Genomic DNA, 24,647 nt, shown 5'->3' on the forward strand with positions numbered 1-24,647 from the left:
CATCCAGCCATGCGTAATCTGATCGGCAAATCGGTGGCCATCGGCGCCATCGCCGCGCTGGCCCTGACCGCCACCGCCTGCGGCTCCGGCCGCGACGGCGACACCGGCGGCTCGGGCGACACCAAGGGCTTCGCGAAGGACGCCCTGATCGGCGTCGCCCTGCCGTCGAAGACCTCGGAGAACTGGGTCCTCGCCGGTGACCTGTTCACCAACGGCCTCAAGGAGGCCGGTTTCAAGAGCGACGTGCAGTACGCCGGCGCGTCGACCACCGTCGCGGACCAGCAGGCCCAGATCACCGCCATGGTGACCAAGGGCGCCAAGGTCATCGTCATCGGCGCGACCGACGCCGCGCAGCTGTCCACCCAGGTGGCCGCCGCGCACGCCGCCGGCGCGAAGGTCATCGCGTACGACCGGCTGATCACCAACACCCCGGACCTCGACTACTACGTCGCGTTCGACAACTTCAAGGTCGGCCAGCTCCAGGGCCAGGCCCTGCTGGACGGCATGAAGGCCAAGAAGCCGAACGGCCCGTACAACATCGAGCTCTTCTCCGGCTCGCCGGACGACAACAACGCCGGTGTCTTCTTCAACGGCGCCATGAGCGTGCTCAAGCCGGAGATCGACAAGGGCAACGTGGTCGTCGCCTCGAAGCAGACCGACGTCAAGCAGACCGCGATCCAGGGCTGGAAGGCCGAGGGCGCCCAGGCCCGCATGGACCAGCTGCTGACCTCGACCTACGGCAACAAGGAGCTGGACGGCGTCCTCTCCCCGAACGACACCCTGGCCCGCGCGATCATCACGTCGATCAAGGGTGCCGGCAAGCCGATCCCGGTCGTCAGCGGTCAGGACTCTGAGGTCGAGTCGGTCAAGTCGATCATGGCTGGCGAGCAGTACATGACGATCAACAAGGACACCCGGAACCTGGTCAAGCAGACCATCGAGATGGTGAAGTCCCTGCAGGCCGGTAACACCCCCGAGGTGAACGACACCAAGTCGTACAACAACGGCGTCAAGGTCGTGGACACCTACCTGCTGCCGCCGGTGGCCGTCACCAAGGCCAACGCGGCCGAGGCGTACGCCAACGACCCGAAGCTCGGCCCGCTCACCAAGTAATCCGCTCGCACGACGAAGGGCCCCGGAGTTCGCTCCGGGGCCCTTCGTCATGGTCGGGGGCGGCACCCGCCCCGGCGGTCACCGCAGGTGGGACTCGATGGCGTCGATGATGCGCGGACGGAGTTCCGCCGCGCGGATGACGGCGTCGACCGAGCCGACCTCGACGGCGCGCTGGATGTGGTGCACCCGGTCGAACTCCGTGGCCACCTCGCCGAGCTTCTCCGCCCGGACCGACGAGCGCAGCTCGTCCAGTTCCGCGGTCAGCGCGGCGCGGTCGGCGCCGGCGGCGGCCGCCACGCGGGCCTCCAGGTCCCGCACCCGCGGGTCGGCCGCGGTGCGGGCGTTGACGTCGCCGGAGAAGACCACCGCGGCGGCCGGGGCGCCGCCCAGCACCGAGGCGAACGAGCCCTCCAGCGCCAACACGGTCATGTTGGGGTTCAACGCCTTGGAGAACACCACGAACGCGCCGCCGTGGTAGCGCGAGATCACGCAGAACACGATGGGCCCGCGGAAGTTCACGATGGCCCGGCCGATCTCGGCGCCGTACTCCAGTTGCAGCTTGCGCATCGACTCGGGCGAGCCGTCGAAGCCCGACAGGTTCGCCAGCACCACCAGCGGCCGGTTGCCGCTGGCCGCGTTGATCGCCCGCGCGGCCTTCTTCGACGAGCGCGGGAACAGGGTGCCCGCCGTGTAGGTGTCCGGCCCGTCCGTGGGCGGGAAGCCGCGGCGCGGCACCGCCCGCGACTCGATGCCGAGCAGGCACACGGGGATGCCGCCGAGGTGCACGTCCTGCACCACCGCGGTCTCCGCGTCGGCCATGCCCGCCCAGCGTTCCAGCACCGGGTGGTCCTGGTCGGAGAGCGCCCGCATCACGGTCCGGATGTCGAACGGCTTCTTCCGGTCCGGGTTGGCCGCGGCGGAGAAGATCTCGCCGACCGTGGTGAAGTCGCTGCCGTCCACGGTGTGCGGGAAGGCCGAGATGTCCCGGTCGACGGGGTCGGTCGTCGTCGCCCGCCGCGGCGCCGACTCGCCGGGTGCCACGTACGTGTGCTCGTAGTGCGCCATCAGCACGTCCCGGGCGGCGGGGAGGTTCGGCGCCCAGTACTGAGCCTGCCCGTTCGGGCCCATCACCCGGTCGTAGCCGCCGATGCCGAAGTTGTCCTCGGCCGACACGCCGCCGGAGAAGTCGAGCGACTGCTTGCCGGTGAGCACCATCGCCGAGTCCGGCGTCATCACCAGGACGCCCCGGGTGTGCATGAGCATCGTCGCCTCGGCGTTCCAGTACGGCTGCGCGCCGACGTTGATGCCCGCCACCACGATGTTGATCTCACCGCCGTCCTGGGTGAACTCGACGATCCGCTTGAGCGCGGCCGCCACCCAGTCCATGTTCTCCGTGCCGGAGGTCATGGAGATCCGTGCGCCGGCGGACAGCGCGTACCACTCCAGCGGCACCCCCATCCGCTCGGCCAGGTCCAGCGCGGCGATCACGCGGCGGCACTCCGCCTCGGACAGCGCGCCGAGCGACTTCGTGGGATCGCCGAGCAGCACGACCCGGGTGACGCCCTGCGGGTGCCGCGGGGTCGGCGTGGTGACCACACCCGCGACGATCGCCGCGGTGTTGCGCCCCCTGGGCCGGTCGACCGGCACCAGCGCGTGCCGGTCGTCGAGGTCGTGCTCGACGAAGTCGCCGAGCAGGCCGGTCAGCTCGTACGGGTACACCGTGTTGCGGCTGCTCGCGCGCAGCACCTTCAGCCGGTAGTCGTCCAGCGGCTCGATCGGTTCGACCGGCGGCTCGCCGACGCTCAGCTCGGCGCCGCCGGTGGCGTTGAACGAGATGCGTACGGCGATCTTGGTCAGCTCGCCGGTCCTCCGGTCGCGCTGCCGCGCGATGAACAGGATCTCCTCCAGGCCGGCGCCCGCGGTCGTCGGGCGTACCCGCCCGGCGATCATCTCCATCTCCTCGCGGGTCAGCTCGCTCGGCGGCCAGACGTAGATCACGATGCGGTTGGTCTGGAAGCGCGTCTTCGCCGGTCGCCGCGACTGTGCCCGGCGGATCGAGTCGAGGCAGGCGGCGACGGTGTCCTCGGTCGTCGGCAACGCGACCAGCCGCCCGTCGTGCTCGCGCAGCGCGGTCAGGTCGCGCACCTGCGCGAACGCGACCAGGCGCTGGTCCGACGGGTTCTCCCGCGCCACGCACTGGAAGAGGTAGACCTCCTCGTCCGACGACGGCAGCCGGGTCAGGTCGAACTCGCGCAGCCGCTCCAGCTGCATCCGCTGGGCGATGTACGGGTGCAGGCCGCGGATCAGCCGCTCCTCGGCCATCCCGCTGCCGGACGGGCGGAAGGTGAAGTGGTGGTGCATGACCGCGCCGGCACGGCCCGCGACGGTGGTGGTGACCCGGCGAACCTGCGGCGGCAGCGGGTGCGCCTCGATGACCTCGCGCAGCGCGGCGGCCATCACGTCGAAGTCCTCGGGCTGGTCCTCCCACGCGAGGTAGATGTCGGCGTCGATGGCGTCCGCGCCGCCCGCGAGCTCGGCGAGCCCGCGCAGCGCGCCGCCGAGCGCGTCGAAGCGCACCGCGGCGGAGACCACGCTGGAGTCCGCGCGCTCGGCGACCACGAAGGTGCAACCCGCGACCTCGCGGGTGTGGACGCCGGTGAGCCCCTTGTTGCCGTAGTACCGCCGGGTCAGCACCTCCAGCATCACCGCGTTGTCGAGGTGGTCGCGCACGAGCCGCTGGCCGAGCAGCCGCACCAGCGGCTCGGTGCTGCGTACCATCTCGGCGATGCGGTCGCCGCGGTCCGCGGCGTCCGGGTGCGCGTCCAGGTGGCGCAGGTGCCTGCGGACCTCGGCGTAGACGCGGGCGCGGTTGCGGCGCAGCAGCGGCTGGGCGAACCAGGCGAACACCACGCCGCGGGCGAGGTCGGCGACCACCGGGAAGCGGACCTGTGTCGCGGCCACGAGCCGCTCCAGCGCGAGGCCCGCGGGCTCGCGCAGGCTCTCGTCCGGCGGCGGCTCCCGCAGCCACGACCGCAGCAGCGTCGCGACGACCGTGGCGTCGGCGGACGCCCGCTGCTGGGCGAGGAAGATCCGGAACACGGCGGCTTCGAGCGCGGGGGAGCGCTCCAGGTCGGCGACACCGTAGTGGCCGAGCGCCTTGGCGAGCTTGGCCTGGAACGCGTTCGGCAGGCCGGCCCGCTCGATGTCCAGGCTCTGCAGGTAGGTGTGGAAGTACTCGCGGGCGCTGGGGACGTGGCCGTCGCCGTCCTCGCCGGTCGGCCGGTTGCGGCTCAGCTCGGCGAGGTCGGCGAACACGTTGACGAGGTCGAGCTCCTCGGCCAGCGGCCGGTGGCCCTCCTCGATGGCCGTCCGGCGGGCGGCGAGGTAGTCGTCGAGCACCCGCCGGTCGTCGTGCGGGTCGACGTCGAAGCCCAGCAGCAGGCCGCGCAGGTCCTCCTGGCCGCGCGCGGCCCGCGTGCGCGCCGGGACCTCATCGGGCTCGGCGGGCAGGTCCAGCTCGACGGCGGCCGCGGCCGGGTCGTCGGCGGCCTCGGCGCCCTCGTCGGCGAGCGGCTCCAGCCGCAGCAGCGGTGCGCCGGCCTCCACCTGGCTGCCCACGGAGACGGCGCATTCCTTCAGTCGCGCCCTGAACGGCGCCCGCAGCACCGTCTCCATCTTCATGGCCTCCAGCACCAGCACGGGCGCGCCCGCCTCGACCTCGGTGCCGACCGCCAGCGGCGTGGCCACGACCAGCGCGGGCATGGGGGAGCGCAGCACCCCGCCCTCGTCGCGGCTGACCCGGTGCGTGACCCCGTCCACCTCGACCAGGTGGATCGGCCCGTACGTGTCGGTGAGCAGGCGGTACCGGACGCCGTTGACGACGATCTGCCCGGTGTGCCGGTCGAAGCGATCCAGCTCGACGTCGGCGGTGCGGACGCCGCCGGGCGTCTCGATGCCGACCCGGAACCGGTGCGCGCCGACGCGCGCCACGCGCATCCGGTAGCCGACGCCGCGGAGCTTGAGGTCCAGCGGCCGGCCGCTCTTGTGCTGCACCTGCGGGCGGCCGCCGAACGCCGTCGACAGCAGCCGCTGCCGCTCGACGCGCTCCTCCTCCTCGTACGCCTCGATGGCGGCGGCCGCCAGCGCGACGGCGGAGTGCCGGTGCGCGACGAGCCGGCCCTCGCCGCGGACCCGGTCGATCCAGCCGGTGTCCGCGCTGGCGTCGATCACCTCGGGCTGGTCGAGCAGGTCGAGCACGAAGCTCTTGTTCGTCGCGCCGCCCTCGATGATCACCGTGGTGTTCGCCAGGGCTCGGCGCAGCCGGCCGAGTGCCTCGTCGCGGTCGCGGCCGTAGGCGATGATCTTCGCGATCATCGAGTCGAAGTCGGCGGGGATGGTGTCGCCCTCGCTGACGCCGGTGTCCACCCGGATGCCCGGCCCGGCGGGCAGGTCCAGCCGGGCGATGCGACCCGGGGAGGGCGCGAAGTCGCGGTCGGGGTCCTCGGCGTTCAGCCGGGCCTCGATGGCGTGCCCCCGCTCCGCGGGCGGCTCGCCGTCGAGGCGCCCGCCCGCGGCGACGTGCAGCTGCGCCTTGACCAGGTCGAACCCGGTGGTGGACTCGGTGATCGGGTGCTCGACCTGCAGGCGGGTGTTGACCTCGAGGAACGCGAACAGCCGGTCGCCGGGGTGGTAGAGGAACTCGACGGTCGCCGCGCCGCGGTAGCCGACGGCGACCGCCAGCCGCTCGGCCGACGCCTTGAGTTCCGCGGCCTGCGCCGGGCTGAGCACCGGCGACGCCGATTCCTCGATGACCTTCTGGTTGCGCCGCTGCACCGAGCAGTCCCGGACCCCGAGCGCCCACGCGGTGCCCTGGCCGTCGGCGATCACCTGGACCTCGACGTGCCGGGCGCCGGTGACCAGGCGCTCCAGGAACACGATGCCGCTGCCGAACGCCCGCGCCGCCTCCTGGCTGGTGCGCTCGTACGCGTCGGCCAGCTCGGCCTCGTTCGTGATCACGCGGATGCCGCGCCCGCCGCCGCCGGCGGTGGCCTTCAGCATCAGCGGGTAGCCGATCTCGGCCGCCGCCGCCCGGGCGGCGTCCAGGGTCTCGACCGCGCCGCGGCTCCACGGCGCGACCGGCACGCCGACCTCCTCGGCGATTAGCTTCGCGCCGATCTTGTCACCGAGCTGGCGCATGGCCTCCGGGCTCGGCCCGACGAAGGTGACCCCGACCTTCTCGCACAGCTCGGCGAACGCCGGGTCCTCGGCGACGAAACCCCAGCCGACCCAGGCGGCGTCGGCCCGGGTCTCCACGAGCGCGCGCTCCAGCACGGTCAGGTTCAGGTACGGGCGCGCGGACGCGGGACCGAGGTCGTAGGCGAGGTCCGCCTCACGCACGAACGTGGCGTCGCGGTCGACGTCGGTGTGCAGGGCGACGGTCTCGATCCGGATCCCGGTCTCCGCGGCCAGCTCCCGGACGGCGTGGATGAGCCGCATCGCGGCCTCCCCACGGTTGACGATGGCGATACGGCTGAACACCCGACCGACCCCTCCGTTGGACCCACGATGTACGCGCCGCGAGGCGGCGGCCCCCGGCAGTGATCACCTTTCCGTCTGCCGGCTGGTAGCGCCATGTCGTAAACGCCGAAGCCTGAGCGGCGCCAGTTGTAGGAACCGAACAAAACTTTTTGGCGGTCAGCGGGCATCGCGGCGCGGGAACACGATCAACCGCGCGGTGACCGCCGCGGCGGCGGACCCGGGCCCGGGATCACCTCGGCCCCGAGAGTGTGATCGAGAAATCCTTGACCGGTCAAGCACTGGAGATATGTTTGACCGGTCAAGGAAATGAGGTGCAGGTATGGGTGACGAGGACCCCGACCCGGCGGGCGTCGCCCCGGCCGCGACGACGAGCCTGTCGTCCCGGCCGCGGACGGCCGTGCTCGGCGCCGGGCACACCGGACCGGTCATCGCCCGGGTGGCGATGGCCGCCGGGTACCCGGTGACGATCGCCGCCTCCGGCGACCCCGCGAGCATCGCCCTGATCACCGACGTGCTGGCCCCCGGCGCCGAGGCGCGCTGGGCGGCCGACGCCGTCGCGGACGCCGGGGTCGTCGTGCTGGCGATACCGCTGCACCGGTTCCCGGACCTCGACCCCGCCCTGCTCGCCGGCAAGGTCGTGGTCGACACGATGAACTACTGGCCGCCCGTCGGCGGCGTCCAGGAGATGTTCGACGACCCGCGGCACGGCAGCAGCGAGATCGTCCAGCGGCGTCTCGCCCGGTCGACGGTCGTGAAGACGTTGAACCACATCGGCTACCACGAGCTCGAGGACGACCGCCGCCCGGCGGGCGCGCCGGACCGCCGCGCGCTGGGCGTCGCCGGAGACGACCCCGCCGCGGTGCGGACCGTGGCGGACCTCATCGAGCACATGGGCTACGACGCGGTCCGGCTGGACAGCCTGCGCGCGGGCCGCCTGCTGCAACCCGGCGGTCCGGTCTTCGGCGTTCCGCTGGGCCGGGCCGAGTTCAGGCGGGCGCTCGCCCGCACCCACCACAGAGACAGAGGCTCATCGTGACGTCAGCAGCGTCGGCCCCGGTACGCCCGGCCGCCTTTCCCCTCGTGCTCGGCCTGGACACCTTCGGCGACGTCACCCACGACGCCGACGACCGCCCGCTCTCGCACGCCCGCACGATCCGCGACATCGTCGAGCAGGGTGTCCTCGCGGACCAGGTCGGCGTGGACTTCTTCGGCATCGGTGAACACCACACCGACGACTTCCCGCTCTCCGCCGCCGACGTGGTGCTGGGTGCGATCGCCGCCCGCACCACCCGGATCCGCCTCGGGTCGGCCGTCACGGTGCTCAGCTCCGACGACCCGGTACGGGTCTTCCAGCGCTACTCCACCCTCGACGCGGTCTCCGGCGGCCGGGCCGAGGTGATCCTCGGCCGCGGGTCCAGCGTCGACTCGTTCCCGCTGTTCGGCTACGACCTGGCCGACTACGAGCAGCTCTTCGAGGAGAAGGCGCAGCTCTTCGCCGAGCTGCGCAAGGGTGGGCCGGTGACCTGGAAGGGCACGATGCGGGCGCCGCTGCACGAGCAGGACGTCGTGCCGCACACCGAGTCGGGACCCTTCCCCGCCTGGATCGGGGTGGGCGGCAACCCCCAGTCGGTGATCCGGGCCGCGCGCTACGACTACGGCCTGATGCTCGCGATCATCGGCGGGTCGCCGGCCCGCTTCGCCCCCTTCTCCCGCCTGTTCCACCAGGCGCTCACGCAGCTCGGCAAGGATCCGCTGCCGATCGGCGTGCACTCGCCCGGACATGTCGCCGCCGCCGACGAGCAGGCCCGCGAGGAGTTCTTCCCCCGCTACCAGCAGGTCCTCCGCCGGGTCGCCCGGACCCGTGGCTTCGCCGTCCCGACCCGGGAGTCCTTCCTGCGCGAGGTCGGGCCGCAGGGCGCGCTGTACGTGGGATCGCCCGAGACCGTCGCCCGGAAGATCGCCGCGAACCTCACCGTGCTCGGCGCGAACCGCTTCGAGATGAAGTACGGCATGGGTGGGCTCTCGCACGGGTCCCTGATGACGGCTATCGAGCTCTACGGAACCCGGGTCCTCCCGCGCGTGCGGGAGCTGCTGAGCTGACCGGCTCCCGGTCCGGCCGTCCGCGCCGCGGTCGGCCGGACGGGGTATCTGCGCGAGGGCTCAGTCGGCCGTTCCGACGCGCTCGAAGGCGCGGGCCAGCCGGACGAGGTCGATGCCCTCGAAGTGGTCGAGGAACCGCCGCCGCACGCTGGCCAGGTGGCTCGGCCAGGACTCCTGGAGCCGGGCGAGACCGGTGTCGGTGAGGACGGCGTTCCAACCGCGCGCGTCCTCGGAGCACTTGACCCGCTCGACCAGGCCCTGCGTCTCCAGCCGACCGATCGTGCGGGTCATCCCGCTCAGGGAGAGCTGGCACGCGGCGGCGAGTTCGCTCATCCGCATCCGCCGGTCGGGCGCCTCGGAGAGGTGCATCAGCGCCGTGTACTCGGTCAGGGGCAGTTGGCGGTCGCCCACCATGTCCGCGTCGATCGCGCGGGGCAGGACGTACATGAGCCGGCCCAGCGAGCGGACCAGCGCTTCCTCCTCGGCGTCGAGGGGGCGCAGCGATTTCGGTGCGGCGGCGGACATGCCGCCATCCTACTTGCTTGATCGAGCAATGACATCTCGGAACCGTGACGACCGCCACGGCCCCGCGAGATTGCTTGACGAAGCAACAAACGGCGCTTCTACTTGACCAGGCAAGGACTTCGGAAGGGCACCACGACATGACCAGGATCGGAATCATCCTCGGCAGCACCCGCCCGGGGCGCAACGGCGAGTCGGTCGCCCGCTGGGTGGTCGACGTCGCCAAGCAGCGCGGCGACGCGGAGTTCGAGCTCGTCGACCTGCTCGACCACCAGCTACCGCACCTGGACGAGGCGTACCCGCCGGCGATGGGCCAGTACACCCAGCCGCACACGCTGCGCTGGGCCAGCACCATCGCGTCGTTCGACGGGTTCGTGATGGTCACCCCGGAGTACAACCACTCCACCTCGGGCGCCCTGAAGAACGCCATCGACTTCCTCTACGCGGAGTGGAACAACAAGGCCGTCGGTTTCGTCAGCTACGGCTCCGCGGGCGGCACCCGGGCCGTGGAGCACCTGCGGCTGATCGCCGGCGAGCTGCAGATGGCCGACGTGCGGTCCCAGGTGGCGCTGTCGCTCTTCACCGACTTCGAGAACTTCAGCGTCTTCAAGCCCAGCCAGTTCCAGCGCGACGCGCTCAACACGACCCTCGACCAGGTCGTGGCGTGGAGCACCGCGCTCGCCCCGCTGCGCAACCGCTGAACACCTTCCGGCGCCTACCGGCGACGGCCGCGACATCGTCCGCGGCCGTCGCCGTGCCCGTCGAGGCCGCCGTCGACCGGGCCGCGCCGCGACCCCTTGCCGCCAGTCACGACTGCTAACGGGACGGCACGAATTCGGGAGCCGGCTGCGGGGACTCGCCGGTGACCTGGGTGATGATCTCCGCGGCCACGTCACGCAGCTTGCGGTTGCGGTTCTGCGACGCCTGCCGGAGCAGGGTGAAGGCCTCCGCCGCGGTGCACCGCTGCTGGCCCATGACCACCCCGAGGGCCTGGTCGATGACGCTGCGGGAGACCATCGCGTCGTTGAGTTGCCGATGCAGAAGGGCCTGGTCGGCCTGGCGAAGGATGACGCCCAGCGCCGCGGACCCCTGGTCCGTGAACGCCAGGGCCCGCCGGCGTGCCGCGTCGGTGAAGGCGCGCGGCCGGGTGGCGTAGAGGTTCAACGCCCCGACGGTCTCGCCGTCGACCGTCATCGGCAGCGACAGTGAGCTGCGGATGCCGAGCCGGAGCGCGTGCTCCCGGTAGCCGCACCAGCGGTCATCCTCACGCAGGTCGAACACCTCGACGACATGCCCCTGGCGCAGAGCTTCGAGGCAGGGGCCCTCGTCGGCTCCGTACTGGATCTCGTCGCCCTGGGCGGCGAGATCGCCGCTGCTGGCGACGGTGAACGCGCCGTCGTCCCGGCGCACCGTCAAACCGCAGGCCACGGCGGGGACGACGACCTCCGTCGCGACCCGGACCATCTGGTCCAGGAACACGTCGACGTGGGGCGAATCGGCGAGCAGCGTCAACAACCGGCTGTAGGCCGAGGCCAGATGCCGGTCAGTATCGGACGGCACCGCTACCTCCTGAACTCCATGTGCCAGCCCCCTGAGGGAGCAGGGATCACTGCTTTCTTTGTCGAGGAGCAAAGATTTCCCCGCCCGGCAGGATGCCAATCGGGCGGGACACCGCTAGGGTCGAGGTGGGTTCGGACATGAGCCCAGGACCAGTGCCGGGCCGCCGACGGCGAGCCCGGGCATCAACCCGGTCCGGCCAACCTCGTCCCGAGGAGCAGCTCATGTCCGTCGATCACGCGCCGCACCCGGCCGCGCCGGAGAACACCCGCCCGCCGGCACTGTCCCTTGCGCTTGCCCGGGAAGGCCCGGCGGTCGTGGTGCAGGTCGGGGGCCCGGTCGACATGGCGACCGTCGACCCGCTCGTCGGCCTCGTCGACCGGCTGCTGTCCGGCCATGCGCCCCCGGTGCTGGTGCTCGACCTGAGCCGGGTGAGCTTCTTCTGCGCCGCCGGCGTCAACGCGCTGCTGACGGTCCGTCGGCGAGCCGGCTCGGCCGGGTGCACCCTGGTGCTGCGCAGGCCCTCCCGGATCACCGTCGCGGTCCTCGACATCGTCGGCCTCACGGATGACTTCACCACCGAGTGACCCTGCCCTTCCCTCCACGGCTGTCGCGGACGGCGGCGGTCCCCTCGGACTCCTACCGGCCGGCAGGCCGCAGATACCCGAGGTGGGTCAACCCGAAACGGCGGAACACCCGTGAGCCGAGCCACGGGCGGTTCCTCCCGCCGCCCCGGGAACCGGGGGCTCAAGCGCGTCGACGGCCCGGCCCATCCGGGTGACGGCCTCGGTGAGGATCGCGGGGGAGGTGGCGAAGTTGAGGCGTACGAAGCCGGCGCCGCCGGTGCCGAAGACGTGCCCGGAGCTGAGGGCGACCCGCGCCCGGTCGAGGAACATCTTCGCGGGCCCGGCGACGTCGCTGGCCACCCCGGGCTCGCCGGACGACTGTTCGGTGGCGACGCCCAGCGCGGTGCAGTCCAGCCAGGCGAGGTAGGTGCCCTCGGGACGGTGGTGGGTGACGGCCGGGAGGTGCGTCGCCAGCAGGGTCTCCAGCAGGGTGCGGTTGGCGTCGAGGCCGTCGAGGAGGAGATCGAGCCACGGACCGCCGGCACGGAACGCGGCGGTGTGCGCGAGGACGCCCAGGTGGCTGGGACCGTGGCCGACCTCTTCCGGCATGCGACGCAGGTCGGCGGCGGCCCACGGCCCGGCGACCGCGAGCGCCGCCTTGAGGCCGGCGAGGTTCCACGCCTTGGAGGCGGAGGTGAGGGCGAAGGCGTCCTCGGCACCGGCCACCGTCAGGTACGGGGTGAAGTGCGCCCCGGGGAGCACCAGCGGGGCGTGGATCTCGTCGGAGATCACCCGTACGCCGTGCCGGTTGGCCAGCTCGGCCACGGCGTCGAGCTCGTCCCGGCGGTGGACCACACCGGTCGGGTTGTGCGGGTTGCACAGCAGGAACGCGGGCCGGCGACCGAGGGCCCGGGCCCGGCGGAACGCCTCGTCCAGAGCGTCGCGGTCGATCCGCAGGTCCGGCCCGAGCGGGGCCTCGATCACCTGCCGGCCGGCGTGGCTGACGAAGGCGTAGAAGGGCGGGTAGACGGGGGAGCAGACCACCACGGCGTCGCCGGGACCGGTCACCAGCCGGAGCACCTCGACGATGCCCATCATCACGTCGGGAACGACGGTGGTGTGGTCGACGCGGAAGCCGTGCCAGCCCCAGCGGTCGGCGGCGAACTCACCGAGCGCCTCGGCGTACGCCGTCCCGTGCGCGTAGCCGGTGTCGCCGAGGTCCACCGCGCGGCGCAGCGCGTCGGCCACCGGCGGTGCGAGGGGCACGTCCTGCTCGGCGACCCAGAGGGGGAGCACGTCCGGCGGGTGCATCCGCCACTTCACGCTGCTGCGCTGCCGAAGGTCGTCGAGGGTGAGCACGGTGAGCGGATTCCGGGCGGCGGAGGGGGCGGGGCCTGCCATGCCCACCACCCTAGGCCGTCGGGCGGGCGGCGTCGTTCCGCTGCCGCGCGGCGGCCTGCCGGCGCAGCTCGTGACGGGCCAGGGCGTTCCGGTGCACCTCGTCGGGCCCGTCGGCGAACCGCAGGGTGCGGATGCCGGCGTACGCGGCGGCCAGCGGGAAGTCCTGGGACAGTCCGGCGGCGCCGTGCACCTGGATCGCCTTGTCCAGGATCCACTGCACGGTCGCCGGGGTGGCGATCTTGATGGCCTGGATCTCGGTGTGCGCGCCCTTGTTGCCGACCGTGTCCATCAGCCAGGCCGTCTTGAGCACCAGCAGGCGCAGCTGCTCGATCCGCACCCGCGACTCGGCGATCCACTCCCGGACCACGCCCTGCTCGGCCAGCGGCCGGCCGAACGCGACCCGCTGCTCGGCGCGGGCGCACATCAGCTCGACCGCCCGCTCGGCCAGGCCGATCGAGCGCATGCAGTGGTGGATGCGGCCGGGGCCGAGCCGGGCCTGCGCGATGGCGAAGCCGTCGCCCTCGGCGCCGATCAGGTTCTCCACCGGCACCCGTACGTCGTGGAACGCCAGCTCGGCGTGGCCGCCGTGGTCGTGGTCGTCGTACCCGAACACCTCCATGCCGCGGATGATCTCCAGGCCCGGGGTCTCCCGCGGGACGAGCACCATGGACTGCTGGCGGTGCCGCTCGGCGCGCGGATCGGTCTTGCCCATGACGATGAAGATCCGCGCGTTCGGGTTCATCGCCCCGGTGATCCACCACTTCCGGCCGTTGATCACATAGTGGTCGCCGTCCCGCTCGATCCGGGTGGCGATGTTCGTGGCGTCCGACGAGGCCACGTCGGGCTCCGTCATGGCGAACGACGACCGGATCTCCCCGTCCAGCAACGGTTCCAGCCACTGCTTGCGCTGCTGGCCGGTGCCGAACATCGCCAGCACCTCCATGTTGCCGGTGTCCGGGGCGGCGCAGTTCAGCACGGCGGGCGCCAGGTGGCTCCGCCCGGTGATCTCCGCGAGCGGGGCGTACTGGAGGTTGGTCAGGCCGGCGCCGTGCTCGCCCGGCAGGAACAGGTTCCACAGGCCCCGCTTCCGCGCGGCGCTGCGCAGCTGCGCGAGCACGGGCACCGAGTCCCACGCCCACCGGTCGCCGAGCTGACCGAGCTGCTCGTGGAAGACCGGCTCGGCCGGGTGGATGTGGCGGTCCATGAAGTCGAGGAGGTTGTCGCGCAGCCCCTCGGTCCGCGGGTCCAGGGAGAAGTCCATCAGTGCTCCTTCAGGTAGGTCAGGCCGGCGTCGAGGAGGACCTCGGTGACCTCGCCGAGCTGCGCGAAGCCGGCGCCGACGGTCTGGCCACGCAGGTGGCGGACATGGATGCCCTCGAGGATCGCGGCCAGCTTGAAGGCCGCCAGGCCGAGGTGAAAACCGAGTGGCGGGAGGGCGCGTCCGCTCGCCGCCGCGTACCGTTCGAGGATCTCGTCCTCGGTCAGGAAGCCGGGAGCGGACGACGCCTCGGCCACCGCCGTTCCGACGAGCCGGCCGAGACGCTGGTAGAGCACCAGCAGCGCCAGGTCGGTGAGCGGGTCGCCGAGCGTGGCCATTTCCCAGTCGATGACCGCCGCCAGGCGGTCGCGATCGTCGACGAGGACGTTGTCGAGGCGGTAGTCGCCGTGCACGATGCCCGGCGCCGAATCGGCCGGCACGCCGGACGCCAGGCGCGCGTACAGCTCGTCGCCGGCGGGCAGGTCCCGGCAGTACGACGCGTCGAGCTGCTTCTTCCACCGCCGCACCTGCCGGCCCAGGAATCCCGCGGGCCGGCCGAAGTCGGCCAGTCCCACGGCCTGCGGGTCGACCGCGTGCAGGGTGGCGAGGGTGTCGACCAGCCTGGCCGAGATACCCCGGGTGCGTTCCGGGCCGAGCGGCTCCAGCTCGGCCGCCTGCCGGTACGCCGTGCCGGCGACCCGCTCCATCACGTAGAACGGCGCGCCCAGCACGCCGGCGTCCACACAGAGCGCGTAGGTCGCCGGCACCGGCACGTCGGTGGCGCGCAGCGCCGACATGACCCGGTACTCCCGGGCCATGTCGTGCGCGGTCGACAGCACGTGGCCCAGCGGAGGCCGGCGCACGATCCAGGTCGTCCGCCCGTCACCCACCTCATAGGTGAGGTTGGACTTCCCGCCGGCGACCAGCCGGGCGGTCACCAGCACCGCCGCCCCGGGCACCGTGGCGGCGAACCAGTCGCCGAGCCGGGCCAGGTCGAGGCCCGGCGGGTCCTGGGGCGCCGGGCCGGTCACGGGACCAGGACGCTGACGGTCTCGACGACACAGGCCGGCTTCGCCGCGCCGGCCAGCTCGACGGTCACCTTCGCGGTCAGCTGGTAGCCACCGCCGCCGGGCACCAGCGACAGCAGCTCCACACCGGCCCGCAGCTCGGAGTCGACGGGGACCGGAGCGGGGAAGCGGAGCTTGTTGGCGCCGTAGTTCACACCCATGCTCACGCCCTGGACCCGGTAGACCTGCCAGACCAGCATCGGCACCAGCGACAGCGTCAGGTAGCCGTGGGCGATGGTGCCGCCGAACGGGCTCTCCGCCGCCCGCACCGGGTCGACGTGGATCCACTGGTGGTCGCCGGTGGCCTCGGCGAAGGCGTCGATCTGCTGCTGCGTGATCCGGTGCCAGCCGGAGTGCCCGAGGTGGGTGCCGACCGCCTGCTCCAGTTCCTCGATGCCCTGGAAGACCTTCATCGTCTCTTCCTCCACTCAGGCCTTCGGCCCACCGGCGACGTACAGCACCTGGCCCGACACGAAGCCGGCGGCCTCGCTGACGAAGAACGACACCGCGTGCGCGATGTCCTCCGGCGTGCCGGTGCGGGCGACCGGGATCTGCGCCGCGGCGGCCCGCTTGAACTCCTCGAACGGCACGCCGAGCCGGGCCGCGGTGGCGGCCGTCATCTCGGTCTCGATGAAGCCAGGGGCGATCGCGTTGGCCGTGACCCCGAACTTCCCGAGTTCGAGGGCGAGGGTCTTGGTGAAGCCCTGCAGCCCCGCCTTCGCGGCCGCGTAGTTGGCCTGACCGCGGTTGCCCAGTGCGGACGTGCTGGACAGGTTCACGATCCGCCCCCAGCCGGCCTTGGTCATGTGGCCCTGCACGGCGCGGGTCATCAGGAACGCGCCCCGCAGGTGCACGTTCATGACCGCGTCCCACTCGTCGGCGGTCATCTTGAACAGCAGGTTGTCCCGGGTGATGCCGGCGTTGTTGACCAGGATCGTGGGCTCGGCCAGCTCCCCGGCGATCCGGTCCACGGCCGCCTGCACCGCCTGCTCGTCGGCGACGTCGGCGCCGACGGCCAGGGCCCGGCCGCCGGCGGACCGGATCTCCTCGACGACCGGCTCGCCGGCGGCCTCGTCCAGGTCGACGACGGCGACGGCGAAGCCGTCGCGGGCCAGGCGCCTCGCGACGCCGGCCCCGATGCCGCGGGCCGCTCCGGTGACGACAGCGGTGCGGGTGATGGTCATGGCGGGTCAGCTCCTCGATGGGTACGGATGGGGCAGGTCGGCGCCGCGGTGTGGCCCTGGGCCGGTCACGGGACGTACACCACCCGGCCGACGGTGGAGCCGTCGGCGAGCCGCTGCACCCCGGCGGCCACCTCGTCGAGCGGGAGGCGCTCGCTGACCAGGGGCCGTACGGCGCCGTGTGCGGCCAGCGCGGTGAGGGCACGATGGCACTCGGCGACGGCGGCCGGGTCGTGGCGCTGGTAGAGGCCCCAGTGCAGGCCGACGATCGAGTAGTTCTTCACCAGGGCGTGGTTGAGCGCGGCGGACTGGATCTGGCCACCGGCGAAGCCGACCACGACGATCCGGCCCTCGAAGGCGACGCACCTGGTCGAACGTTGGTAGGTGTCCCCGCCGACCGGGTCGTAGACGACGTCGGCGCCCCGGCCACCGGTCTCGGCCTTGACCACCTCGACGAAGTCCTCGGCGCGCCGGTCCACCACCACGTCGGCGCCGAGGGCGCGGGCCACCGCCGCCTTGTCCGGCCCACCCACCACACCGATGACCCGGGCGCCGGCCGCCTTGCCGAGCTGGACCGCAGCGCTGCCGACGCCGCCGGCCGCGGCGTGCACCAGCAGCGTCTCGCCGGAGCGCAGCCCGGCCCGCCGGTGCAGGCCGAACCAGCCGGTCTGGTAGCCGATGTAGAGGGCGGCCGCCTCGGCGTCGTCGAGCGCCGCGGGCGCGGGGAACGTGGTCGCCGCGTCCAGCAGCGCGAATTCGGCGAACCCGCCGTACGGCAGCGTCGCGCCGCCGAGCACCCGGTCGCCGACGGCGAACCCGTCCACGCCCGCGCCGAGGGCGACGACCTCGCCGCACAGCTCCACCCCCGGGGTGAACGGGAGTTCCGGCCGGACCTGGTATTCGCCGCGGCACATCAGGACGTCCGGGAAGTTGGCCGGACTGGCCAGCACCCGGACCACGAGCTGCCCGGGGCCCGGGGTCGGATCCGTCACGTCGACGAGCCGCAGCACGTCGACGGGCTCGCCGAGCGCGGTCACCCGCCATGCCTTCATCGGAGGCCCCCCTGGTCCTCGAGCTGCCGCTGGAGCGTGTTCATGCCGTCGAGCCAGCGGTCGGTGTCGGTGGCACGGTGCCGGTAGTAGTCGGCCACCCGGGGATGCGGCAGGACCAGGAAACGGTCGTCGTGCAGGGCCTGCCACGCCGCCTCGGCCACGTCCTCCGGGGTGAGCGCGCCGTCGCGGCTGAGCAGGTCCCGCAGCGGTCCGGTGTTGTCGAGCATCCGGGTCCGCACGCCCTGGGGACAGATGGCCTGCACCACGACCCCGCGATGTCGGTAGGTCGCCGACAGCCACTCGGCGAACGCCACGCAGGCGTGCTTGCTGACCGCGTACGCCGGGTTCCCGAGCGTCGTGAGCAGCCCGGCCGCGGACGCGGTCACCACGAAGCGGCCAGCGCCGCGCTCGATCCACGCGGGGATCAGCAGTCGCGCGGCGCGTACGTGCGCCAGGACATTCACCTCGTGGCTGGCGGCCCACTCCGCCTCGGCGGCGTCCAGCCCGCGCCCGCGGTCGATCCCGGCGTTGCCGAACCAGATGTCGATGCTGCCCAGGTGGCCCCGGGCGGTCTCGACCAGCGCGGCGACGCCCGGCTCGCCGGCGGCGTCGCCGGGAGCCGCGAAGCCGCCGATCGCCTCGGCCACCCGCAGGGCCGCCTCGGCGTCGAGGTCGTTGACCACGACCCGCGCGCCCTCGGCGGCGAGCCGGGTGGCCAGCGCGCGGCCGATGCCGTGCCCCGCGCCGGTGACGACGACGCCGCTGTCCCGTACCGGCATCAGACACCGCCGGTCAGGGTGAGGCCGCCGTCGACGACGAGCAGCTGGCCGGTGATCCAGGCCGCGTCCTCGGAGAGCAGGAACGCGACGACGCTGCCGACGTCGGTGGGGACGCCGAGTCGCCGGAGCGGGTACGCCGCCGCGACCTCCTCCTCGCGACCCTCGTAGAGGGCGGTGGCGAACCTCGTCTTCACCACGGCCGGGGCGACCGCGTTCACCCGGATGTCCGGGCCCAGCTCGACGGCGAGCTGCTGGGTGAGGTGGGTGAGCATCGCCTTGCTGGCGCCGTAGAAGCCGATGCCGGACGCCGGCCGGACGCCGGCTACCGAGGAGATGTTGACGACCGCGCCACCGTGTTCGCGCATCCAGGCGCGGTGGGCCTGCTGCACCCAGGACAGCGCGGCGAGGCAGTTCACCTCGAAGACCTTGCGGGCGGCGGTCAGGTCCAGCTCGACCAGCGGGCCGTACGCCGGGTTGATGCCGGTGTTGTTGACCAGGAAGTCCGCGCCGCCGAAGGTCTCGACCGCCCGGGTCACCACCTCGGCCTGGTGGTCGGGATCGTCGGCGTGGCCGGCGACGCCGACGGCGTGCTCGGCGCCCAGCCGGGCGACCGCCTGGTCCAGCGCCTCCTGCTTGCGGCCCGTGACGACCACCGTGGCGCCCTCGGCGACCAGCCGTTCGGCGACGGCCAGGCCGATGCCGCGGCTGGCACCGGTGACGATCGCCGTACGACCGGCGAATCTGCTCGACGCGGCCTCCGACACGGCCACCCCCTCCGAAGTTACTAAGCGCTTGCTTAGAATGTGTCTGAGGGAGTGTGCGACAGCCTGACGCGCGTCGTCAACAGGTCGGGCCCGGCCGGTTTGTGGTATCAATGCCGGCCGAGGCTCAGGAGGGAAGGACGGACATGGTGACCGACAGCGCCGAGCAGTCCCGCGCCGACGCGACGCGCGCCCGGCTGCTCGACGCGGCCGTCACCGCGTTCGCCGAGCGGGGCTTTCACGGCACGACGACCCGCGACATCGCGGCCGCGGCCGGGCTGAGCCCCGCGGCGCTCTACGTGCACCACCGGTCCAAGGAGGAACTGCTCTACCTGATCTCGCGGTCCGGGCACGAGCACGTGCTGCGGCTGGTGCGGGAGGCAGTCGCGTCGTCCGCCGACCCGGCCACGGCGCTGCGGCGGGTGGTCCACGACTTCGTCGTGACCCACGCGCGGGACCACACCACCACCCGGGTGGTGAACTACGAGCTGGCCGCGCTCAGCCCCGCGCACCTGGCCGAGATCCGCGAGATCCGCCACCACATCGAGCAGGCGATCCGGCAACTCGTGGAGGCGGGCGTCACCGCCGGGGTGTTCGAGACCCCGGACCCGCGCATGGCGGCCGCGGCCCTGCTGTCCCTCGGCGTCGACGTGGGCCGGTGGTACCGGGACGGCGGAGACCTGGTCCCCGAGTACATCGCCGCCCGGTACGCCGAGATGGCGCTGCGGATCGTCGGCGCCCGCTGAGCACCACGTCGACGCGCGGTCAGGCTCCGCGGCGGCCGTAACCGGCGGGATCGGGTTCAGGACGACCCCGGGGGCAGGTCACCACACGCAGGATCGGGGCAGGAACGCCCAGGCGATGCCGGCGGCGAAGCGGTTCCCGCGCCACTTTGCCATGATCCACTGGCGGTCCTTGGTGACGTAGCGGATGTCGATCTGTGCGCCGGCGGGGGCCGTGCCGAGCGGGTGGACGGCGACGGCGGGTCCTGACCCGTACGCTGCGGCGGCGCCGATGTTGCCGTATGCGCTGCAGGTCGTGCGGGCGGTGGTGGCCCTGAGCCCGCCGCCCTTGTTCTCGCTCCACACCCCGTAGGGGCTGCACAGCGGGTCGACGCCGTTGGCGGTGCAGAAGACCTGCTCGGAATGCCACCAGCGCAGTTGGTCCGGGGAGCCGTCGGCGTTGCTGGAGCCGATCACATTGGGGCCGCCGGCGCAGCTCGGGGACGAGAAGCCGGTGCGCTCGATGGCGAACTTGCGCGTGCCGTAGGCGTAGGCGCACCCGTCGAAGCTGCCGCCGGCGTAGCCCCAGGGCCAACGGGTGATGCCCTCGGTGTTGCCGGCGCTCGCGTCGCCGGTGTCGCGGATGTCCATGTGGTCGAAGCTGGACTTGACGGCGCCGTCGGCGAAGACGAAGTCACGGGCGAAGAGGTAGCCGACCATGGGCCCGTTGGCCTTGTAGCTCAGCAGCACCCAGCCCGGTCCCATCCCGGTCTGCGCCCAGGAGTCCTCCGCCGCCGTCTGTACCCGGTTGACGCCGTACCCCCAGGCGGCGGCGGGGGACGGGGCGGTCAGGGCGGTCACCGCCAGGACGGCGGCCAGCACCGTCGCGAACCAGGTCACGCTACGCCACCGAGCCATCGCCACTCCTCGATCCGAGCCTGGCGGAAACCTACATCGTTCTAGGTGGATATGGCAATCTCCTTCTCCCGTCGTCGCAGGAAACCTGCCGATGGTGTCCGCGTCTTGCACCTATCTTTCATGGCCTGCTACCTTGCGCGCACCGTCTAGCGAAAGAGCTAAATATGCGAATGTCCACCAAGGCGGTCGCGTTGGCAACAGCACTGGGCATCGTGCTGGGCGCACCCCCCGCCGCCCAGGCCTACGTGGTGCCGCGCCACGCCGTCAACATCTGCCAGAGCGCCAGCTTCTACGACAACTACGACTCGGCCTCCGGCCCCTACGGCCTCAAACGGGTGCTGGAGTACGGAAACAAGATCGGTCACACACCCGGTGCCCACCCGGTCTACAACGGCTGGGCGGCGACGTTCGACTTCGGCCCCAACGACTGGGGCTACATGCGCATCGAGTGCATCGGAGGGTACGACTCATGGTGACCTCGTCATCCCGGTCCGCGCGGCTGGCCCGCCTGGGGGTCGCCGCCGCAACGGCTGCCGCGCTGCTGGCGGTGTCGTCGCCGGCGCAGGCCGCCAACGGCACCATCGGTGTGCGGGAGACCGTGTGCGCCGAGTCGTTGTTCGTCCGCACCGAACCCCTGGGCGCCTGGATGGGCACCCTGTACGCCGGGCAGACCTTCCAGGTGAAGGGGCCCAGGAGCGGCGGCTACATCTACGGCTTCGCCTACGGCCACGTCAACCGCAACGGCTGGGTGCAGGACGGCTGGTTCTGCTGAACCGGGGTAGGCCTGCGTCGGATCGGCGCAGGCCCACCGCCCACCGCGCGCCGCGCCGCGGTTCGGGTCAGCCCACCTTGGGAACGCCACGGGAGATGATCGCGGCGAAGTCGACGCCGCTCGGCAGGGTGCCGAACGCCTGGCCGTGGTCGCCGCCGAGGCGGGAGGCGCAGAAGGCGTCGGCGACGGCCGGGTGGCCGTGCCGCACCAGCAGCGCGCCCTGCAGGACCAGGGCGAGCCGCTCGACGACCCGGCGGGCCCGCAGTTCGAGGTCGTCGTGGTCGGACAGGTCGGCCTGCACCTGGCGCAACGCGGCGTCCAGCCGCGGGTCCGCGCCGGCGGCGGCGGTCACCTCGGCCCGGAACGCCTCCACGACCTGGGGCTCCCTGGCGACCGCGCGCAGCACGTCCAGTGCGGCGACGTTGCCGGAGCCTTCCCAGATCGAGTTCAGCGGCGACTCGCGGAACAGCCGGGGCAGGCCCGACTCCTCGACGTAGCCGTTGCCGCCCAGGCATTCGAGGGCCTCGGCGGCGTGTGCCGGCCAGCGCTTGCACACCCAGTACTTGCCCACGGCGAGGGCGAGCCGCTTGAACGCCGTCTCGCCGGCGTCGCCGCGGGCGGACCGGTCGGTGGCCCCCGCGAGCCGCATCATGAGGACGGTGGCGGCCTCGGACTCGACCGCGAGGTCGGCGAGCACGTTGCGCATCAGCGGCTGATCGACGAGGTACCGGCCGAAGGTGCGCCGGTGGGTGGCGTGGTGGGCGGCGGTGATCAGCCCCTGGCGCATCCCGGCCGCCGCCCCGATGACGCAGTCGAGGCGGGTCAGGTTGACCATGTCGATGATGGTGCGCACGCCCCGGCCCTCGTCGCCGACGCGCCAGGCGACGGCGTGCTCGTACTCGATCTCGGCCGAGGCGTTGGACCGGTTGCCGAGCTTGTCCTTGAGGCGCATCAGCCGCATCAGGTTGCGTGTGCCGTCCGGCAGGACCCGCGGGACGAGGAAGCAGGTGAGGCCGCCCGGTGCCTGGGCGAGGGTGAGGAAGAGGTCGCACATCGGCGCCGACGTGAACCACTTGTGCCCGACGAGCCGGTAGGTGCCGTCCGGGTCGGGGTGCGCCACGGTGCTGTTGGCGCGCACGTCCGACCCGCCCTGCTTCTCCGTCATCGACATGCCGGCCAGCAGGCCCTGCTTGGTCAGCGGCGGGCGCAGCCCGAAGTCGTACGCCGTCGCGGTGAGCAGCGGCTCGTACCGCGCGGCCAGGTCCGGGCTGTGCCGCAGCGCGGGCACGGCGGCGTAGGTCATCGAGATCGGGCAGCCGTGGCCGGCGTCGGGTCGCCAGGCGTAGAACTTGGCCGCCCGGGCCACGTGTGCGCCCGGCCGGTCGTCGGCCCACGGCGCGGCGTGCAGCCCGTGGGTGACCGCCGTGCGCATGAGCTCGTGCCAGGCCGGGTGGAACTCCACCTCGTCGATCCGGTGGCCGTAGCGGTCGTGGGTGCGCAGGACCGGCGGGTGCTCGTTCGCCAGCCGCCCGTGCTCGATCGCCGACGCGGCGCCGCCGAGCCGGCCGAGTTCGTGCACCTCGGCGGCGGCCCAGCCGGCGCCCTCCCGGTCCAGCCCGTCGAGCAGGGCCGGGTCGTCCGCCGCGTCGTGACCGGCCAGCGGGGGAACCTGGTTGAACACCTCGTGTGTCGTCACGGCGATACTCCCAGCGCGCGGTGGATGAACCTGATCAGGTCGGGGATGGTGCCCGGGCCGGCGACCCCGGCGGCCAGCGGGCCGACCATGGCCTCGGCCAGGGCGCCGACGAGCGCGGTCGCGGTCAACTCGGGGTCCTGCGCCGGCAGTTCACCGCTCGCCACCCCGGCCGCCACGTGACCGGCGATCAGATCGGCGTAGGCGCGGCGGAAGGTGAGCCGCTCGGCGTCGACCGCCGGGTCGACCGGCTCGGCGAGCAGCGCGTACGCCAGCCGTGGGGACTGCAGGGCGCGGCCGGCGAACGTCTCGACGACGGCCGACATCTGCGCGGCGACGGTGGCCCGCAGCGCTGCGGCGCGTGCGACGGCGTCCACCTCGCGCTGCGAGGCGGTGCGGAACACCTCGGCGAAGAGGTCGGCCTTGGTGGGGAAGTGGCGGTAGACGGTGCCCGTCGCGACCCCGGCGCGCTCGGCCACGGCCGCGACCGAGCAGCCCGCGTAGCCGTGGCCGGCCATGATCTCCAGCGCGGCGGCGATGATCCGCTCCCGGGAGGCGCTCAGCCGCGCCTTCACCCGCTCGGTGCTCCGGTACGCCACCCAAGAAGTGAACCACCATTCAGTCCTTGGTCGCAAGGTCCGTCCGGTTGCGTGCCGGGTGCCGGGATCACCCGGCGGAATCGGTCACAGCTTGGCTGCGGTCGCCCGTCATGATCTTGGTGTGGCTCCACCGATCAGGTACCGTCCCCTGTCACACCGTCTTTGCACCAGCCCTGGCTGGCTGTCATACCAGGGTCGATCGGAGGGACACTGCCGTGACTTTCCAGAGCGCAGTCCGCAGGGCTGGCATTGTCGTGGCGATCGCCGCCCTCGCGGCGAGCGCGGGATGCGCCAAAAAGGAGGACGGCGAGACCCAGGCGAGCGGGGTCAAGCTCGTCGAGAAGGGCAAGCTCACCGTCTGCACCCACCTGCCGTACGCGCCGTTCCAGTCCAAGGACTCCGCCGGCAAGGTGGTCGGGTTCGACGTCGACGTGATGGACCTGGTCGCCAAGGACCTGGGCGTCGAGCAGAAGATCGTCGACACGCCGTTCGAGGGGATCAAGTCCGGCCAGGACCTGAACACCGGCAAGTGCGACGCCGCCGCCGCCGGCATGACGATCACCGAGGAACGGCAGAAGGTCATGAACTTCTCCGATCCGTACTTCGACGCGACCCAGGCCATGCTGGTCAAGACCGGCAAGGCGTACAAGTCGCTCGACGACCTCCGGGGCAAGAAGCTCGGCGTCCAGGCCGCGACCACCGGCCGCGACTACGCCAAGAAGGTCGCCGACGAGAAGGGCCTGCAGCTCGTCGAGTTCGAGGATCTCGCCGCCGAGCAGCAGGCACTGGCCAACGGCCAGATCGAGGCCGCCATCAACGACCTCCCGGTCTGGACCGAGTACATCAAGGAGCACGCGGGCGGCTTCGAGGTGGCAGCCGAGTTCGACACCGGTGAGCAGTACGGCTTCTCGGTGAAGAAGGACGGCAACCCGGAGCTGGTCAAGAAGATCAACGAGGTGCTCGCCAAGGCGAAGCAGGACGGCACCTACGACACGATCTACGAGAAGTGGATCGGCAAGAAGCCGACCGCCTGAGCCACCCACCCGGC

23 protein-coding genes are annotated in these 24,647 nt (G+C 72.4%); 9 read left to right on the forward strand and 14 right to left on the reverse strand.

The features are described 5' to 3' along the window. Positions 1 to 9 precede the first annotated feature (9 nt). Positions 10 to 1,113, forward strand: coding sequence for a substrate-binding domain-containing protein (locus ACFYPD_RS08175; protein WP_387110275.1), 1,104 nt, complete (start codon positions 10 to 12; stop codon positions 1,111 to 1,113). A gap of 78 nt (positions 1,114 to 1,191) precedes the next feature. Here the strand turns inward: ACFYPD_RS08175 and ACFYPD_RS08180 are convergent, their stop codons facing one another. After that, positions 1,192 to 6,651 carry a carboxyl transferase domain-containing protein gene (locus tag ACFYPD_RS08180; RefSeq protein ID WP_387110277.1) on the reverse strand — a complete coding sequence of 1,820 codons (5,460 nt, stop codon included), beginning with the start codon at positions 6,649 to 6,651 and terminating at the stop codon, positions 1,192 to 1,194. 319 nt (positions 6,652 to 6,970) lie between these two features. Between ACFYPD_RS08180 and ACFYPD_RS08185 the strand changes: the two genes are divergently transcribed. Together ACFYPD_RS08185 and ACFYPD_RS08190 are read left to right on the forward strand one after the other, a co-directional pair. Beyond that, positions 6,971 to 7,687, forward strand: a complete 717-nt coding sequence (locus tag ACFYPD_RS08185) for an NADPH-dependent F420 reductase (RefSeq protein ID WP_387110279.1) — start codon at positions 6,971 to 6,973, stop codon at positions 7,685 to 7,687. Further along, a complete protein-coding gene (locus tag ACFYPD_RS08190; protein ID WP_387110280.1) occupies positions 7,684 to 8,751 on the forward strand; it encodes an LLM class flavin-dependent oxidoreductase in 1,068 nt (355 codons plus the stop codon). Before ACFYPD_RS08185 ends, ACFYPD_RS08190 begins: the two co-directional genes overlap by 4 nt. Positions 8,752 to 8,811: 60 nt before the next feature. On the opposite strand, the gene ACFYPD_RS08195 is transcribed toward ACFYPD_RS08190, so the two are convergent. Further along, complete coding sequence (locus ACFYPD_RS08195; protein ID WP_387110281.1) at positions 8,812 to 9,276, reverse strand: MarR family winged helix-turn-helix transcriptional regulator; 465 nt, start codon at positions 9,274 to 9,276, stop codon at positions 8,812 to 8,814. Positions 9,277 to 9,413: 137 nt separating this feature from the next. Between ACFYPD_RS08195 and ACFYPD_RS08200 the strand changes: the two genes are divergently transcribed. Continuing rightward, on the forward strand, positions 9,414 to 9,974 hold the full coding sequence (locus tag ACFYPD_RS08200) for an NADPH-dependent FMN reductase (RefSeq protein WP_387110283.1): 561 nt from the start codon (positions 9,414 to 9,416) through the stop codon (positions 9,972 to 9,974). A 115-nt stretch (positions 9,975 to 10,089) separates the two neighbouring features. Here ACFYPD_RS08200 and ACFYPD_RS08205 read toward each other — a convergent pair whose 3' ends face one another. Continuing rightward, positions 10,090 to 10,833, reverse strand: coding sequence for a GAF and ANTAR domain-containing protein (locus ACFYPD_RS08205; protein WP_387110285.1), 744 nt, complete (start codon positions 10,831 to 10,833; stop codon positions 10,090 to 10,092). A gap of 221 nt (positions 10,834 to 11,054) precedes the next feature. On the opposite strand from ACFYPD_RS08205, the gene ACFYPD_RS08210 reads away from it, so the two are divergent. After that, positions 11,055 to 11,417, forward strand: coding sequence for an STAS domain-containing protein (locus ACFYPD_RS08210; protein ID WP_387110287.1), 363 nt, complete (start codon positions 11,055 to 11,057; stop codon positions 11,415 to 11,417). An 87-nt stretch (positions 11,418 to 11,504) separates the two neighbouring features. Here ACFYPD_RS08210 and ACFYPD_RS08215 read toward each other — a convergent pair whose 3' ends face one another. The 8 genes from ACFYPD_RS08215 to ACFYPD_RS08250 all read right to left on the reverse strand — a co-directional run bounded on the left by ACFYPD_RS08215 (position 11,505) and on the right by ACFYPD_RS08250 (position 18,904). After that, entirely contained in the window at positions 11,505 to 12,797 is a 1,293-nt protein-coding gene (locus ACFYPD_RS08215; protein WP_387110289.1) for a MalY/PatB family protein, read from the reverse strand. Between the two features lie 10 nt (positions 12,798 to 12,807). Then, complete coding sequence (locus ACFYPD_RS08220; protein WP_387110291.1) at positions 12,808 to 14,058, reverse strand: acyl-CoA dehydrogenase family protein; 1,251 nt, start codon at positions 14,056 to 14,058, stop codon at positions 12,808 to 12,810. Continuing rightward, positions 14,058 to 15,086, reverse strand: a complete 1,029-nt coding sequence (locus ACFYPD_RS08225; RefSeq protein WP_387110293.1) for a phosphotransferase family protein — start codon at positions 15,084 to 15,086, stop codon at positions 14,058 to 14,060. The genes ACFYPD_RS08220 and ACFYPD_RS08225 overlap by 1 nt, the downstream gene beginning before the upstream one ends. Then, the gene (locus ACFYPD_RS08230) at positions 15,083 to 15,535 is read right to left on the reverse strand and encodes a MaoC family dehydratase (RefSeq protein ID WP_387110295.1); all 453 of its coding nucleotides are present in this window, start codon (positions 15,533 to 15,535) and stop codon (positions 15,083 to 15,085) included. The genes ACFYPD_RS08225 and ACFYPD_RS08230 overlap by 4 nt, the downstream gene beginning before the upstream one ends. Positions 15,536 to 15,550: 15 nt before the next feature. Next, positions 15,551 to 16,306: a 3-oxoacyl-ACP reductase FabG gene (gene fabG, locus ACFYPD_RS08235; RefSeq protein WP_387110296.1), complete on the reverse strand. Its 756-nt coding sequence runs from the start codon at positions 16,304 to 16,306 to the stop codon at positions 15,551 to 15,553. A 65-nt stretch (positions 16,307 to 16,371) separates the two neighbouring features. Continuing rightward, on the reverse strand, positions 16,372 to 17,355 hold the full coding sequence (locus ACFYPD_RS08240) for an NADPH:quinone oxidoreductase family protein (RefSeq protein ID WP_387110298.1): 984 nt from the start codon (positions 17,353 to 17,355) through the stop codon (positions 16,372 to 16,374). Beyond that, the gene (locus ACFYPD_RS08245; RefSeq protein ID WP_387110300.1) at positions 17,352 to 18,134 is read right to left on the reverse strand and encodes an SDR family oxidoreductase; all 783 of its coding nucleotides are present in this window, start codon (positions 18,132 to 18,134) and stop codon (positions 17,352 to 17,354) included. The genes ACFYPD_RS08240 and ACFYPD_RS08245 overlap by 4 nt, the downstream gene beginning before the upstream one ends. Further along, positions 18,134 to 18,904, reverse strand: a complete 771-nt coding sequence (locus tag ACFYPD_RS08250; RefSeq protein WP_387110302.1) for an SDR family oxidoreductase — start codon at positions 18,902 to 18,904, stop codon at positions 18,134 to 18,136. Before ACFYPD_RS08250 ends, ACFYPD_RS08245 begins: the two co-directional genes overlap by 1 nt. 137 nt (positions 18,905 to 19,041) lie before the next feature. Here ACFYPD_RS08250 and ACFYPD_RS08255 point away from each other — a divergent pair, with 137 nt between their 5' ends. After that, positions 19,042 to 19,641 carry a TetR family transcriptional regulator gene (locus ACFYPD_RS08255; RefSeq protein WP_387110303.1) on the forward strand — a complete coding sequence of 200 codons (600 nt, stop codon included), beginning with the start codon at positions 19,042 to 19,044 and terminating at the stop codon, positions 19,639 to 19,641. A 78-nt stretch (positions 19,642 to 19,719) separates the two neighbouring features. Here the strand turns inward: ACFYPD_RS08255 and ACFYPD_RS08260 are convergent, their stop codons facing one another. Further along, positions 19,720 to 20,535: a hypothetical protein gene (locus ACFYPD_RS08260; protein ID WP_387110305.1), complete on the reverse strand. Its 816-nt coding sequence runs from the start codon at positions 20,533 to 20,535 to the stop codon at positions 19,720 to 19,722. Positions 20,536 to 20,699: 164 nt separating this feature from the next. On the opposite strand from ACFYPD_RS08260, the gene ACFYPD_RS08265 reads away from it, so the two are divergent. Continuing rightward, entirely contained in the window at positions 20,700 to 21,011 is a 312-nt protein-coding gene (locus ACFYPD_RS08265; protein WP_355665092.1) for a hypothetical protein, read from the forward strand. Continuing rightward, on the forward strand, positions 21,005 to 21,307 hold the full coding sequence (locus ACFYPD_RS08270) for a hypothetical protein (protein WP_387110307.1): 303 nt from the start codon (positions 21,005 to 21,007) through the stop codon (positions 21,305 to 21,307). The genes ACFYPD_RS08265 and ACFYPD_RS08270 overlap by 7 nt, the downstream gene beginning before the upstream one ends. Before the next feature lie 67 nt (positions 21,308 to 21,374). On the opposite strand, the gene ACFYPD_RS08275 is transcribed toward ACFYPD_RS08270, so the two are convergent. Both ACFYPD_RS08275 and ACFYPD_RS08280 read right to left on the reverse strand, forming a co-directional pair. After that, a complete protein-coding gene (locus ACFYPD_RS08275; protein WP_387110309.1) occupies positions 21,375 to 23,003 on the reverse strand; it encodes an acyl-CoA dehydrogenase family protein in 1,629 nt (542 codons plus the stop codon). Further along, the gene (locus tag ACFYPD_RS08280) at positions 23,000 to 23,599 is read right to left on the reverse strand and encodes a TetR/AcrR family transcriptional regulator (protein WP_387110311.1); all 600 of its coding nucleotides are present in this window, start codon (positions 23,597 to 23,599) and stop codon (positions 23,000 to 23,002) included. Before ACFYPD_RS08280 ends, ACFYPD_RS08275 begins: the two co-directional genes overlap by 4 nt. A 215-nt stretch (positions 23,600 to 23,814) precedes the next feature. On the opposite strand from ACFYPD_RS08280, the gene ACFYPD_RS08285 reads away from it, so the two are divergent. Beyond that, positions 23,815 to 24,633, forward strand: a complete 819-nt coding sequence (locus ACFYPD_RS08285) for a basic amino acid ABC transporter substrate-binding protein (RefSeq protein WP_387110313.1) — start codon at positions 23,815 to 23,817, stop codon at positions 24,631 to 24,633. Positions 24,634 to 24,647 lie beyond the last annotated feature (14 nt).

This window comes from Micromonospora sp. NPDC005299 (assembly GCF_042872345.1).
GTDB lineage: Bacteria > Actinomycetota > Actinomycetes > Mycobacteriales > Micromonosporaceae > Micromonospora.